The organism is Runella aurantiaca, from assembly GCF_003339505.1.
GTDB classification, from domain to species: Bacteria; Bacteroidota; Bacteroidia; order Cytophagales; family Spirosomataceae; genus Runella; species Runella aurantiaca.
In genome coordinates, this window is sequence record NZ_QPIW01000035.1 from 1 (window position 1) to 13685 (window position 13685).

The window sequence follows — 13685 nt, forward strand, 5'->3', positions numbered from 1 at the left end:
CAAAATTTCTTCGATAACTTGCCAACGGGCATCGGATAAAACCTCATAACAGGTTTGCATAGATTATAAGTTTGGTCGCTCATAAGATATGATTCCGGTGCCTTTTTCCAAAATTTAAACATGCTCTAAGCAAATAATCGCTTCAAGATTTATGTTTTTAAATTCTATACCGTTTTCCTGAAAATGAAGAATGGTTTCTTGCAGTTGTTGACGGGCTTTTTTTCTGTCCGATAAACGTCTTTTGTGGAGTGGATGTCTTGCTTTTATTTCTACAAAGCTAAATCTGGTGTCATCAAATACCGCAAAATCACAGTGCTCTTTTGCATTGTCATATAGTATACATTTATCAATCGCGAGAAAATTTACCTCTTTTTGGGCAGGATTCAGTACGCTGAAATGCGTAGGTTCCTCTTCGTTTTTTCTGATATAACATCTTTTGGGCTCTTGCTCGCTATCAAAAATTTGAAAATCACCCTGTTCAGTTTCAATGCATTTCCCTTCTATACATTGTGGAAAGAAGGCCTCAATGGACTGTCTCATTCTTCTTACTTCGGTAAATGTCAACCAATTGATTAAACTCATCCCCGATTTCGTCAGAAACATTATCTAACTCATTTTCAGAGATTAACCCTGTTTTGGGATTTATGATGGAGCGTACTGTTCCATCTACCACAAAATACGCCGCAAACTCATCAGGAGCGAGCCAAGAGGCTCTTGGAATCACTTTTTCGACCTCGATTGCTTTTTCGGGATGGTCTTGGGCTACTTTGTAGGCAAAAAGTAAATTGTTAAGCGCAGCAAGTACGTAGGGACTGTGAGTAGTCATCATCAATTCGTTTTCGCCTTTTGTGCAGCGGTCAGCCAGATAATAAATCAGATTTTTTTGGGTGGTGGGGTATAGATTGAGTTCGGGCTCTTCAATGATGAAATGACGAGTTGGTACTATCCCATTATTATTTTCAATAACCAATTTCATAGGAAGAATTGATTGAAAACCGCTTGCGCTTTCATTTAATAGAATACTTTCCGAATCATTGAAAACGACATAATCATGTCCACCTTCATGTTTGAATTCGATGTTGAGATAATTTACTTTCAGTGTTTGTAAATTTTTTCTGGCTAATTCATATTCTCTTCCGAACTCTAAAATAAATTGAGGTATAGCTACGCGTTGGCTAAGAAGTCCTAATATGGATTCTATAATTATTGGGAAAAAAATCCGTTCTGCAGGTATGTAAATTTGTTGGTCTGATGATAAATGAAATATACTACGTTTCATTAACTCATGAGTGCCGTATTCTTGAGTAAGACTCGTAAGTTTATTTAAATCTCCCGACTGATTTGAAGCTAAATCTACTGTATAATTCTTCTTGCTATAGTTTTCTGATAAACTATAAAATTTCAAGTCTTCGTTGGTTATTATATTGCTTTTTTTCTGTCGCATTATCGCCACCAACTTCGCCAAGGTACTTTTTCCGCTTCCCTGTGGTCCAATAAGCACCGTAGTTTTCTTAATGTCCATTTCGGCGTCTCGGATAGGGCCAAAATCCTTTACAATGAGCTTATCTGCCATCACTTTTTACATTTTTTACAATATTACGAAGAATTTACACATGCCTCTCCGCAGGCTTTGTGTTTGAAGCTAAAGAATAACAGGTATATCCTAACAAGCCCAATCGTTTACCTCAATCTGCCTTTTTTGGCTAAAAATTGCGTTTATCTCGTGCCTGTTTCTATCTTTACCCCACATTCTTAAAAATAGTTGAACGCTCAGAGACGATTGGCAAGGTTTTAGCCGTTAAGGATTTGAGTACCCAGACCGCTGAAGAATCGTGGGAATTATCAGAAAACAGCTCTACCTTATCTCTACCAAATCATACTTTATCATCGGGCTAGTCTTAGCTCTGTGGTTAGTTGCGTACGTGGGGGTTGCTCAACAACCGACCAACCGCCGCCCCGTGGTTCTGGATACCAGTCGAAACGACCGTCAAAGTCGGCGGCTGCTCTATTCTCGTTGGAACGACCGCATCGGCAATCGTTTCATTTATACACCGCCCCGTTCCACTTTCTTTCTGAAAGAACCCAAAGGGCTTTCCAATGAGTTTCGGCTGGATACTACCCGCCGAATTTCGGTATATGAGCGCATTGGCGATGCTAAATTGCCGACCCTCAATTACCGCGATCCGCTGAGTATGAGTTACGAAGATTTCCAGAAATTGCAGGACAAGCGGGTCTTCAACTACCTCTGGCGCGATTATTCTTCCAAACAGGATGGCAAAGGCGCGCTCGGTGCGCGTGGCTTGTTGCCCAAATTGGACTTGCCTCCGGGCCTTGACCGCATTTTTGGCAGCAATCTTGTCGACTTTAAGCCCAATGGTTTTGTACTGTTGGATTTTGGCGTGTTGCACCAAAATATTGACAATCCGCAAGTGCCTATCCGTCAGCGGAAATCGACGAACTTTCTGTTTAATGAGCAAATCAACATTAACTTTAACGGCAAGATTGGCGATAAGCTAGGAATGTTGACCAACTTTGATACTAAGTCGAGTTTCAATTTTGAGAATCAGTTCAAACTGGATTATCGTCCAGGAAATCTTCCCACCAACTCCGCCAATCTTCCGAACGCCTCCAATCTCCCCAATGCGGCGGGTTTAGGTCAAAACGGAGTGCAAGGTTTGGGTCAAAATGGGGGTGCAGGCCAAAATCCATTCGGTGGCTTGGGGGCAGGGCCGCAGAATTATATTCCCGAAAACGAAAGCATTATTCAGGGAATTCAGGCGGGAAATATCAACTGGCAGATTCCTTCTCAGTTGATTCCAGGAGTACAAAATTTATTTGGTGCCAAGGTTGATTTACGTTTCGGGCGTTTGACTACAACGGTGGTGGCTTCACAGCAACGGTCTAAACAACAGTGTATTACGTTGCGAGGAGGGGTGCAAAATCGCCCGTTTGAAATACGAGCCGATGCCTATGACGAAAATCGTCACTTCTTTCTGTCGTACTTCTTCCGCAACAATTATGAACGCTGGTTGGGCAATATCCCGCTGGTCATGTCGGGGGTGACCATTACCCGTCTGGAAGTGTACGTCACCAACCGCACCAACAATACCGAAACCCTGCGCAACTTTGTCGCTTTTTCTGATTTGGGAGAATCGGCTCCCGTCAATAGCGCTAATCCAAATCTGGCGCCGATTGTGGCCAATCAGCCCGTTAACAACAAAAGCAATGGCCTGTATCAAAAAGTAACCAATGACCCCGAACTTCGCGAAGCAGATAAAACAAGTTTTGCGCTCGACAGCCGCTACAACCTCCGTCGGGGTGATGATTATGATTTGTTGCGCGGTGCTCGGAAACTGAACGAACGCGAATATAAATTTCAGGCCGAACTGGGCTATATTTCATTACTAACGCCCTTGCGCAACGATGAGATTTTGGCCGTGGCCTATGAATACACCCTTAACGGACAAAAATATAAAGTAGGGGAACTCACCGAAGATTATCAAGCCCGCCGCGACGACGAGGTGCTGGTGTTGAAATTATTGAAATCATCAACGATTCGTAACAATACGAACCACCCGATGTGGAATTTGATGATGAAGAACATTTATTCATTGAATACCACGCAGGTAGGAAAGCAAAATTTTCAGATGCGGGTTATCTATAAAGATGATTTGACTGGAATTGACAATCCCAACCTACAAGAAGGGCCGATTGCCAACGTGCCGCTGTTGCGCGTGATGGGGTTGGATAAACTGAACCCGCTCAATGACCCCGTTTTGGATAATTCAGGGAAAGCCATTGGGGATGGTAACTTTGACTTTGTAGACAATGTCACGATTGACAGCCGCTTTGGTCGTATTATTTTTCCCGTTTTGGAGCCTTTTGGTTCAAATCTGGTGAAGCAGTTCAACAGTGATCCCGTTTTAGCCAACAAATATGTTTTTAATGAGCTTTATCGTACTACCCAAATCGATGCACAGCAGGTAACCGAGAAAAATAAATTCTTTCTGAAAGGGTCTTTTCAAGGCTCGTCGGGTGGGGCTGCCATTCCATTACCGTTTGGCGTATCTGAAAAATCAGTAACTGTCCGTGCAGGTGGTGTTCAGCTGCAGCCGGGCATTGATTATGCCGTCGAAGGTCAATCGGGTTCGGTGCGGCTGATTAATGAGAGTGTGCTGAATTCGGGTCGTGACATTGAAATTTGTTATGAACAACCAGACTTGTTCCAGAATCAAATCCGTCGGTTGTTAGGGACGCGCCTCAACTATGTTGTTAACCGCGATATGCAGATTGGGCTTACGGCCATGAATATGCGCGAAACGCCGCCGGGCTTTTTGACCCGCGCCGCGTTGGGCAACGACCCCGTCAATAACAGCATCATTGGGGCCGACCTTACTTTTCGGAAAGAGTCTCGTTTTCTGACAAAATTGTTGGACAAACTGCCTCTTTTGCAGACCAAAGAGATTTCTGCCATTCAGTTTCAGGGTGAAATCGCGCAGTCTTTTGCGGGCTTGCACCCTCAGGTCAGAAACCGCATCATGATTGATGATTTTGAAGCGGCTCGTACACAGTTTGACCTAACTCGCCAACCAACGCGCTGGCGTTTGGGCGGTACTCCGCAGCAATTCCCGCAAGGCACCCCGACCAATCCGCTGGAATATGCCTACAACCGCGCCAAAATATCGGCCTATACCATTGATATCACGTTTTCGCCCCAAGCACAAGTGGGGTTGAGCGTTCGCCCAAACATTACGACGCAGGATTTTAATAATTTCTACGAACGACTTTTTACTCCGCAAGATATTTTCAAAGGACGCGGGCAGTACTTGGTCAATTTGCCCGAAAATATTCTGGACATTGCGTATTTTCCGCGTGAACGGGGAATGTATAATTTTAATACCGACCTTGACCCCGATGGAAGACTCAAAAATCCACGGAAAAACTTTGGTGCCGTTACGCGGGCCATTGGGTCAGACGTTGATTTTGACAACGCCAACGTCGAAATCATGGAGTTTTGGTTGATGGATCCCTTTAAAGAAGGCCCCAACGGGGTGGTTCGTGATGGGGTGACCAATACCAATAACACGACGGGCGGAAAATTGTACTTTAACTTGGGTGAAGTTTCGGAAGATGTGGTTAAAAACGGACGGTACGATTTCGAGAACGGATTGCCTTTGGACGAAAAAAGAACCACTACCACGGGAACGCTTCCTGCTAACGTGGCGCAATCGGCGTGGGGCTATTCGACCCGGCAACAATACATTATCAATGCGTTTACCAACGAGGCAGGTGCTCGGCCAAAGCAAGACGTAGGATTGGATGGCTTGAGCAATGAAGAAGAGCGGACTTTCTTCCAAGATTACATTCAGAACCTTCCGCCTACCCTCAAAACAGAAGCCCGCAATCAAATCCTGACCGACCCGTCGGGGGATGACTTTGAGTTTTATTTCAGTGCCAAAGCCGATAGCGCCAATAAGAAAATCGTTGAGCGTTATAAAAGCTACATGGGGGTAGAAAACAATACGCCAGAGTTTCAGAGCAACAACGAAATTACTGCTGCTGCCACGAATTTACCCGATATTGAAGACCTCAACACCGACAATACCATCAATGACCAAGAGGCTTATTATGAATACGAAGTAGACCTGAAGCCGGGCCAGTTGGACGTAGGAAAGCCGTATATTGTGGATAAAGTAAGCGCTCCCAACGGCGCTAGTGAAGAAGTAAATTGGTACTTGTTCCGTATCCCTGTGCGGGAGTTTACGCGCAAAGTCGGAAACATCAACGGGTTTAAATCCATTCGGTTTGTGCGTATGTACATGACCGATTGGGAGCAGCCTGTCGTTTTGCGTTTTGCACAGTTGCAAATGGTGGCCACGCAATATCGTAAGTACACGGGCGACCTCAACGCCCGAGGTTTGCAGGAAGTACCCGAGCCGTACGACGCGCAATTTAAAATTGCTACCGTCAGTGTGGAGGAAAACAGCGCTCCCGTAACCACAGGCGGACAGGGACAAGGGCGAAATGTTTATACCGTACCTCCAGGATGGCAGCGGGATGTGGATTATACTACCCCCAACCAACGTCCGTTGAACGAGCAATCCATGAGCCTCTGCGTGACCAACTTGCGGGATGGGGACTCAAGAGCGGCTTTTAAGAATGTAACGAGCCAAAACTTACTTTTTCGTGAACGCCTGAAGATGTTTGTACACATGCAAAATGACCAAAATGAAAATGGTCAGATGTCGGCATTTATGCGTTTGGGAACGGACGTTTCGGAACATTACTACGAAATTGAGGTGACTAATTTGCAGGCCACGCCGCCCAATGAATCAGACCCTGAGCGAGTTTGGCCCCAACAAAACGAAATTGATGTTGAAATACCTTGGCTGATAGAGGCCAAAGCCGAGCGTGACCGTCAGGCAAGTGGGACGATTTCGGCTCCTTATACGGTCACTAAGACGGATGCCCTTGGGCGAGTGTATCGGATTACCGTGGTGGGGCGGCCCGATTTGAGCAACGTGATGATTATCATGATTGGGATGCGAAACCCACGCACGCCCGACCAACAACCCAAAAGTTTTTGTATTTGGGTCAACGAAATGCACGTGCAGGGTTTTGACAATCAGTCGGGAACGGCGGCGATTGCGCGGGCCGACATCAAACTGGCGGATTTAGGGACGGTGCAGGTGGCAGGAAAATACACCACCTTTGGTTTTGGCGGGGTTCAGCAAAAACTGACTGACCGCTCCCGCGACGATTCGCGAGAGTTTAGCCTTTCGGCGGCGCTGGCGCTGGATAAATTTTTGCCTGAAAAATGGGGCTTTAAAATTCCCTTGTATGTCAACTACGACCTGCGCGACGTAAAACCGCATTTCAATCCTTACGATCCTGATACACCTTTAGCGATGTCGTTGGCAAACTACGCCGAAAATGACCCGCGACGGATACAACTCGAAAATGCCTCTACCGAAAAAGCCGAGCGGCGCGGGTTTAACTTTTCTAATGTACGTAAAACCAAACTAGGCCCCAACGCCAAGCGGCATTTCTGGGACTTTGAAAATCTATCGTTTACGTACGCTTATAACGAACAAACCCGACGAACCAGTACCATCGCTGACTACGCCCAACGGCAGTATCGCGGCGGCATTGTCTACCAATACGGCTTTCCGCAGCGCTCGTGGGAGCCTTTCCGTACCGTGAAGAGTTTTGAGCGCCCTTATCTGGAACTACTGAAAGATTTCAATCTTTCATTGCTCCCTACCCAAGTAGCCATCAGATTTGACGCCGACCGGAGTTTTATCCGCACGCTGTACCGCAGTGCCGACCTTACGGATGCCAATCAGGCACCTTTGTTTGAAAAATATTTTTTATTCAACCGGGGCTATGATTTATCATGGAACTTGACCAAAAATGTGGTGCTGAGCTACAGCGCTTTGGCCAATGCCGTGATTGATGAGCCAGAAGGGGATATTAATACGGAGGCTAAGCAGGATGTGGTCTGGCGTAATTTTAGAAATCTGGGAAGAATGAAAAATTTTGACCAGAAGATACGACTGACCTACCGGTTGCCGTTGGAAAAAATTCCATTGCTGGATTGGATGACTGCTGATTACAATCATAACATTATGTATCAGTTTTCGCCGATTACATCGTATTCTTCCTCGGGGCCGTCCTTTTCGTCAGGCTCACCGGGCATGTCGATGTTTGGTGGAAATAATAGCTATGGAGCAGGCAACACTGGCGGCTATGGTGCAAACCAAAATCCTGCGTTTCAGGCGGGCGGTTATCGCTTGACCGATTCTGAGAATTTCCTTTTGGGAAATATCCTTCGTAATGGCAGGGAACAGGGAATTCGGGGTAAGGTCGATTTTGTTAAATTGTACAATAAACTTCGTTATCTGCGCTTTGCCAATAATCCGTCACCACCGCGTAAAAACTTTGCCCGTAGTCCAGGAGACGATGAAGACATCAGCCGGGAGCCTAGTAAAGTGCTTAAAAACCTAACCCGCCTGCTCATGACCGTGCGTGGCATAGACGTAGATTATACCCGGACGCTTACCACTACCCTTCCTGGGTTTTTACCTTCTAGTACAGGTTTTTGGGGGTTAGACGGCACCCGTCCTAGTTCATTAACAAGATTTATCTTGGGCAGTCAAAGCACCAAAGTACTTTACGATGCGGCGGCGAAAGGCGATTTGACACAAAGCACCATGCTGAACGTGCCTTTTGTACAAACCGACAATCGGACATTCAGAATAAATACCCGTTTGGAGCCGTTTAAAGATTTCAGAATTCAGATCAGCGCCCAACTTACGCGCGGCGATGAATACCGCATGTTTTACCGAGTAGTTGACTCGACCAATCGTAACAGCTACCAAATTCAAAGCCCTGTTAGGACTGGAAACTTCCAGATGTCATTCATGTCGTTCCGAACGGCTTTTGCTAAAATCAATGACGACAACAGTTCCCCTATTTTTGAGCAATTTAAGGCTTACCGTGAAGATTTTGTCCAAATCCTTACCGAAAAACAACGTTCTAATCCTGAATACAAAGGGGGAGAATATAATCAAAACTCACAGGATGTGCTGATTGCGGCCTTTTTTGCCGCTTACAACGGACGTGACCCTAAGAAAGATCCAGCCAAAGCCCGCACCAATCCCTTTTTGGGTTTTCCACTGCCCAACTGGCGAGTCGATTATAACGGACTTGCCCAGTTGCCCGGGTTTAAGAAGATTTTTAGTTCGTTTACCTTAGAGCACAGTTATCAATCTACGTACAGTGTGGGGAGCTTTACTTCTTCTTTAGATTACAATGATTTGTATACCAAATACTTGACCCTCGACAATCGGGATTACCAACTTGCGTTATTGTCGGGCGAAAATGGGAGTGCCCTGCCTATTTTTGTAATGAGCACCATTTCGTTGTCAGAGAAATTTGCTCCTTTGATTGCCATTCGAGCGCGGACGCAAAACAAGATTGATATGCGTTTTGCTTATAACCAAGACCGGAATATTTCACTCAACCTGTCAAATTCGCAGGTGGCAGAACTCTTCAACCGCGACGTAACCATCACATTGGGCCTGACCCGAAATAATGTGCGGATTCCGTTCCGAATCAATGGGGAGTTCAAAAAATTGAAGAATGATTTGCAGTTTCAGTGCAACTTTACCATTCGCGATACGCGGGCCATTCAGCGGCGTTTTGACGAGCCACCAACGGCGATTGCGGGTAATTATAACTTCCAATTGCGCCCGCAACTTAATTATACCGTCAGCAAATTGTGGAGTCTGCAGCTTTATTTTGACCGTACGTTCAACAATCCGTACGTTCTTAACTCTTTCAGAAGGGCTACCACTGCAGGAGGAATCCAGGTGCGGTTTAACGTAGCAGAGTTGTAAGTTTTACCTCACTCCAACCCTCTCCTTAAAAAAAGGAGAGGGTTGCTAAATGTGGGACAGCAAACAGATGCGGTGAGATATTTACGCCAGTTCAAAAATCACTTCTATTTCAATCGCCGCCATGCGTGGGAGAGAGCCCATTCCTACGGCGCTACGGGCGCCAACGCCTTTTTCAGGGCCCCAAATTTCGGCAAATAATTCACTGCAACCGTTCATGACGAAAGCGTGCTGTTCAAATTCCGGAACGGCGTTAATCATGCCCAGAATTTTCACAACTTTATTGATTTTATCAAGGCTACCGAAATAAGAACGAAGCGTAGCAAGCAACAAATAGCCCGTTTTGCGGGAGGCTTCTTTTGCCTCTTCGGCGGTGAGGTCTCGGCCTACTTTGCCCGCAATCAGGCTGCCGTCGAGGTCTAAAGAGATGTGTCCAGAAATGTAGGCCAAATTGCCCGTTACAACGACGGGGGTATAAACGCCTCCTTTGGCGGGAGGTGATGGAAGCGTAATGCCCAGATTGGCAAGGTTTTGTTCGGGAGTCATGAATTATAGGATGATGAAAAAATGAAAAAAATGGCGATAGATTGAATTAGCCAAGCGTAAGTTTTGTGCCAGCTGTTTTTTTGGTTAATGCCAGACCGAGTTGGTCGGCGTGGCAAATAGTCACTTCCGCAACGCCGTTTCGCAGGGCCGCAAAGGCGTTGTCCAGTTTTGGAATCATGCCTTTATAAATAGCTCCTGCGGTTTTGCACGTGGCGTAGAGTTCGGGGGTCAGTACTGGAATGACGGTGTCGTCGTTGTCGGCATCGAGCAACACGCCGTTTTTTTCAAAACAATAAACCAGATTTACGTCATAAAATTCTGATAATCCAACGGCTACGGCCGAGGCCATGGTGTCGGCATTGGTGTTGAGCATCACGCCCAAGGCGGGGTCAAACGTTAAAGGTGCGATGATGGGCAGGAGCTTATTTTTCAGGAAGGCGGTCAATTGTTTGCCGTTGACCGCGTCAATATCCCCCACAAAACCGTAGTCAATCACGGGGTCTACGTTGTCGTTGATGGGGCGTTTGTGCGCTCGAATCAGACCCGCATCGGCGCCCGTAAGCCCGATGGCGTTGCTATTTAATGATTGGAGGGTAGCCACAATGTTTTTGTTAACCAATCCTCCGTAGACCATTGTCACCACATCAAGCATGGCGTGGTCGGTGATACGGCGACCTTCCACCATTTCGGTGGGGATTCCCAATTTTTCGGCCACTTGGGTGGCGATTTTACCTCCTCCGTGGAGCAAAATCTTATTGCCTTTCAACGCCGCAAAAGAGGTCAGAAAAGAACGTAGCGCCTCGGAATTGTCGATTATATTTCCGCCAATCTTGACAACGTATAGCTTTGGTTTCATAAGAATCTGTACATTTTGTGTTATTTTCGCTTCAAAGTTACACTCATGCTCCACAAAACACGCGGTATTGTTCTCAATTATATTCGCTACCGTGAAACTTCCATTATCGTTAAGATTTACACCGAAGATTTTGGTATCCAAAGTTACATTGTCAATGGCGTACGCAGTGCCAAATCCAAAACCAATCGCATCGCTCTTTTTCAGCCGCTTACTTTACTAGATTTGGTCGTTTATCACAAAAACAAAGAGCAAACCATTCATCGGCTCTCGGAAGTGAAGTGCAGTTTGCCTTTTCGAAGTTTGCCGTTTGATTTTATCAAATCCAGCATTGCGTTGTTTGTGACGGAAATGTTGGTCAAAACCCTGCGCGAAGAAGAGGCCAATCATCCGCTTTTTCATTTTTTGATGGAAGGGATTATTTACCTTGAAGAAGCCGACCAACATTTTGAGAATTTTCACTTGCAGTTTCTGGCTAAATACGCCTTTTATCTGGGGTTTGGGGCCGAAACAGTCTATGAAATGGAACAGCAGCTCAAAGAAAATCTGTATCCTTACGCACTAGATGCTCCCACCCGCGAAGTCACGCAGAACTTCATTCTGATGCCGTTTGATTACCCTGCGTCATTGGACCGACAGCGCAGGGGGCAGTTATTGGATACCCTTATTTTTTACTTCAAAATCCATTTAGAAGGTTTGGGCGAAATCAAATCGTTGGATGTATTGCGGGAGTTGATGAAGTAAGTGTCTTATTATGAATTTATTGTATTCTTAATTATTTCGCCCTTTTTCGTTGGGGTATAAACTTTGCACTACGTCGCTTTGCCAAAACTCCTTGGTGTCAATGTCCATGATACTGAGTCTGCCGTGAAAAGCGGCCCCCGTGTCGATGTTCCAAACCGTGGCAGCGTGCATCGGGACCTCTATGTTATAATTGAGCGTTGGCGTGTGGCCGATGAATATTTCTTTGAAGAGTTTGAGGCGTTTGGGAATCATGGTTTCGTCCTTTTGGTTCCGGCGTTCTATCGTCAGCGCGGTTTCCCAGAGGGTTCGATCCCACAAAAAATTGTTGTCATCGTGCTCATCTTCGGGGCCGTGAATGGAAGCAAAACCCGCGTGTACAAACAGACGGTTTTGGGAGTCGATGTGATAACTTTTCAATTGGTTGAAAAATGATAAATGGATTTGGCGAGTTTGAAAATCCATGTAGCGGTAGCTCTCTGCAGTGCTGCTTCCGCCGTGCATGAGCCATACGTGGGGCGCTAGGCCGCTGTCGAGCCAGTTTTCGCACCACATATCATGGTTTCCTTTCATAAAAAGGCAGGTTTGCTTAGTAGCAAGTTCCATGAGAAAGGCAATGACTTGGGCGGATTCACTCCAACCATCTACGTAGTCGCCCAAGAAGATAAGGGTATCGCTGGGTTGAATCTCCGCGCGTCCTAGTACCTGCAACAAAGCCTTCAGTCCACCGTGTATATCACCAATTACTAACGTTCTCTTCATCGTTTTGGGTAGCCGCCGCTTTTTCAAAACTAAGGTGTTGACGGATACAAATGTTGGCTAAATGATTAGCAAATGCAACCTATTCTTCATTTTTCATCATGAAAATGGGGGATAAGTTTAACGTTTATAGCTAAACTCATCCCCCATTTTTTTGCAACTCTACCCTGAGATTGGCTAATAATGGTGAGCAGTTTTTAGTTCTCTCTTTCCTGACGGACCAATTTTCGGTATTCTTCTTCCGTGGCTTTTTGTTCGTCCAGTAGCAGGCCGTAAGCTCCGATGCCGTGAAACCCTAAGCCAATACCCCACGCCCACCACAAATCAATGGGAACTTTGCCGCCTGAGACCAGACAGAGCAACGAAATAACAGAACAAACGATTAAATAAACGATGGCATGTTTTTGAAATTTCACCCGACGGCGGGCAATTTTCATTAAATACGCATTGTGTTCAGAGGCGGAAGAGAAAGTTGAGTTCATGGTTGTAAAGGTTTTATGTTTCGGATAAATTTTGTTTGAATTAGGTGCTTTTGGCTGTTTGTTGAATCAAAAGTAGCAGGTGTGGAGGCGATTCGATAGTAGATTCCGACGAAGCGTAGGGAAAGAAGTGTCAAATTTAAAACGGGTGGAGTGAAAAGGAGAGGCCTTGCCTTTCAAGTAATAGGGCTTGACAAAAAGTGTTCAATCGGGCGAACATCTTTTTCAACTACATCAGAGCATTTTCTGTATAATTGTGTCTTACGAAACGGGAGGACTTAATGTATTGAGTGTAGATTAATTATCTAAAATACAGATAGTTAAATCAGAAAAAGCGGCTCGCCTACATACATTTAAATGGTTAGTGTAAAGTTATTTCAGTGAGATACAAGTAGTCTTATAATAGGATTTATGATAAGTAAGAACCCATTGATGGAGGGCTTTTGTATATTTGGTTTATGAAAAGAATGTCTATCATAACTTTCGTTACATTAGTAGCCTTTGGTCTTGGTTATTTTCTCTTAAAACCGAATTACACTATTAGCTATTACAAATTTAAAAACTGCTCAAAGACAGTTTTAACAAAAATCGAATATAGCAGATTTGGAGAAAGAGGAGTAGTATTCGCCTATGGGCACCTAAAAGAAAAATCATTACCTGAAAAAGAAAGCTTAGTAGGAGCTTTTTTAGGAGGATGGGATTCCAATTACGAAGTGGTTGCGACTTGTAATGGTGAAAAAATAAGTATTAATTATATATCGGGATATTATACTGCAACCTTTCCTTCAACTAAAATTGCACCCAATAGGGTTAATACAGATACCTTTTTTAAACTTAAGGACACCCCCGGCAATATTTATATAGAGGGATATTAGAAACTAATTCAACGGTAATTGAGAAAGTGATACT

At 45.1% G+C, this 13685-nt stretch carries 9 protein-coding genes; 3 read left to right on the top strand and 6 right to left on the bottom strand.

Features of this window, described 5'->3' with window-relative positions:
• Nucleotides 1–114: 114 nt before the first annotated feature.
• Together DVG78_RS26600 and DVG78_RS26605 are read right to left on the bottom strand one after the other, a co-directional pair.
• Complete coding sequence (locus DVG78_RS26600) at nt 115–540, bottom strand: hypothetical protein (RefSeq protein WP_114464041.1); 426 nt, start codon at nt 538–540, stop codon at nt 115–117.
• Entirely contained in the window at nt 524–1573 is a 1050-nt protein-coding gene (locus tag DVG78_RS26605; RefSeq protein ID WP_114464042.1) for an AAA family ATPase, read from the bottom strand. The genes DVG78_RS26600 and DVG78_RS26605 overlap by 17 nt, the downstream gene beginning before the upstream one ends.
• A 259-nt stretch (nt 1574–1832) precedes the next feature.
• Here DVG78_RS26605 and sov point away from each other — a divergent pair, with 259 nt between their 5' ends.
• A complete protein-coding gene (gene sov / locus DVG78_RS26610; RefSeq protein ID WP_114464043.1) occupies nt 1833–9401 on the top strand; it encodes a T9SS outer membrane translocon Sov/SprA in 7569 nt (2522 codons plus the stop codon).
• A gap of 81 nt (nt 9402–9482) precedes the next feature.
• On the opposite strand, the gene DVG78_RS26615 is transcribed toward sov, so the two are convergent.
• Both DVG78_RS26615 and argB read right to left on the bottom strand, forming a co-directional pair.
• The gene (locus DVG78_RS26615; RefSeq protein ID WP_114067979.1) at nt 9483–9944 is read right to left on the bottom strand and encodes a RidA family protein; all 462 of its coding nucleotides are present in this window, start codon (nt 9942–9944) and stop codon (nt 9483–9485) included.
• A gap of 46 nt (nt 9945–9990) precedes the next feature.
• Nucleotides 9991–10800, bottom strand: a complete 810-nt coding sequence (argB, locus tag DVG78_RS26620; RefSeq protein WP_114464044.1) for an acetylglutamate kinase — start codon at nt 10798–10800, stop codon at nt 9991–9993.
• Nucleotides 10801–10845: 45 nt separating this feature from the next.
• On the opposite strand from argB, the gene recO reads away from it, so the two are divergent.
• Nucleotides 10846–11541, top strand: a complete 696-nt coding sequence (gene recO / locus DVG78_RS26625) for a DNA repair protein RecO (RefSeq protein WP_114464045.1) — start codon at nt 10846–10848, stop codon at nt 11539–11541.
• A gap of 27 nt (nt 11542–11568) precedes the next feature.
• On the opposite strand, the gene DVG78_RS26630 is transcribed toward recO, so the two are convergent.
• Nucleotides 11569–12300, bottom strand: coding sequence for a metallophosphoesterase family protein (locus DVG78_RS26630; RefSeq protein WP_114464046.1), 732 nt, complete (start codon nt 12298–12300; stop codon nt 11569–11571).
• A gap of 194 nt (nt 12301–12494) precedes the next feature.
• A complete protein-coding gene (locus DVG78_RS26635; RefSeq protein WP_114464047.1) occupies nt 12495–12779 on the bottom strand; it encodes a 2TM domain-containing protein in 285 nt (94 codons plus the stop codon).
• A 464-nt stretch (nt 12780–13243) separates the two neighbouring features.
• On the opposite strand from DVG78_RS26635, the gene DVG78_RS26640 reads away from it, so the two are divergent.
• A complete protein-coding gene (locus tag DVG78_RS26640) occupies nt 13244–13651 on the top strand; it encodes a hypothetical protein (protein ID WP_147277181.1) in 408 nt (135 codons plus the stop codon).
• The last annotated feature ends 34 nt before the right edge of the window (nt 13652–13685 follow it).

Excerpts from the sequence above, each read along its gene's own strand:
- DVG78_RS26600 (WP_114464041.1), bottom strand. The coding sequence starts at position 540 with ATGAGACAGTCCATTGAGGCCTTCTTTCCACAATGTATAGAAGGGAAA.
- argB (WP_114464044.1), bottom strand. The coding sequence starts at position 10,800 with ATGAAACCAAAGCTATACGTTGTCAAGATTGGCGGAAATATAATCGAC.
- recO (WP_114464045.1), top strand. The coding sequence starts at position 10,846 with ATGCTCCACAAAACACGCGGTATTGTTCTCAATTATATTCGCTACCGT.
- DVG78_RS26635 (WP_114464047.1), bottom strand. The coding sequence starts at position 12,779 with ATGAACTCAACTTTCTCTTCCGCCTCTGAACACAATGCGTATTTAATG.
- DVG78_RS26640 (WP_147277181.1), top strand. The coding sequence starts at position 13,244 with ATGTCTATCATAACTTTCGTTACATTAGTAGCCTTTGGTCTTGGTTAT.
- DVG78_RS26615 (WP_114067979.1), bottom strand. The coding sequence starts at position 9,944 with ATGACTCCCGAACAAAACCTTGCCAATCTGGGCATTACGCTTCCATCA.
- DVG78_RS26630 (WP_114464046.1), bottom strand. The coding sequence starts at position 12,300 with ATGAAGAGAACGTTAGTAATTGGTGATATACACGGTGGACTGAAGGCT.
- DVG78_RS26605 (WP_114464042.1), bottom strand. The coding sequence starts at position 1,573 with ATGGCAGATAAGCTCATTGTAAAGGATTTTGGCCCTATCCGAGACGCC.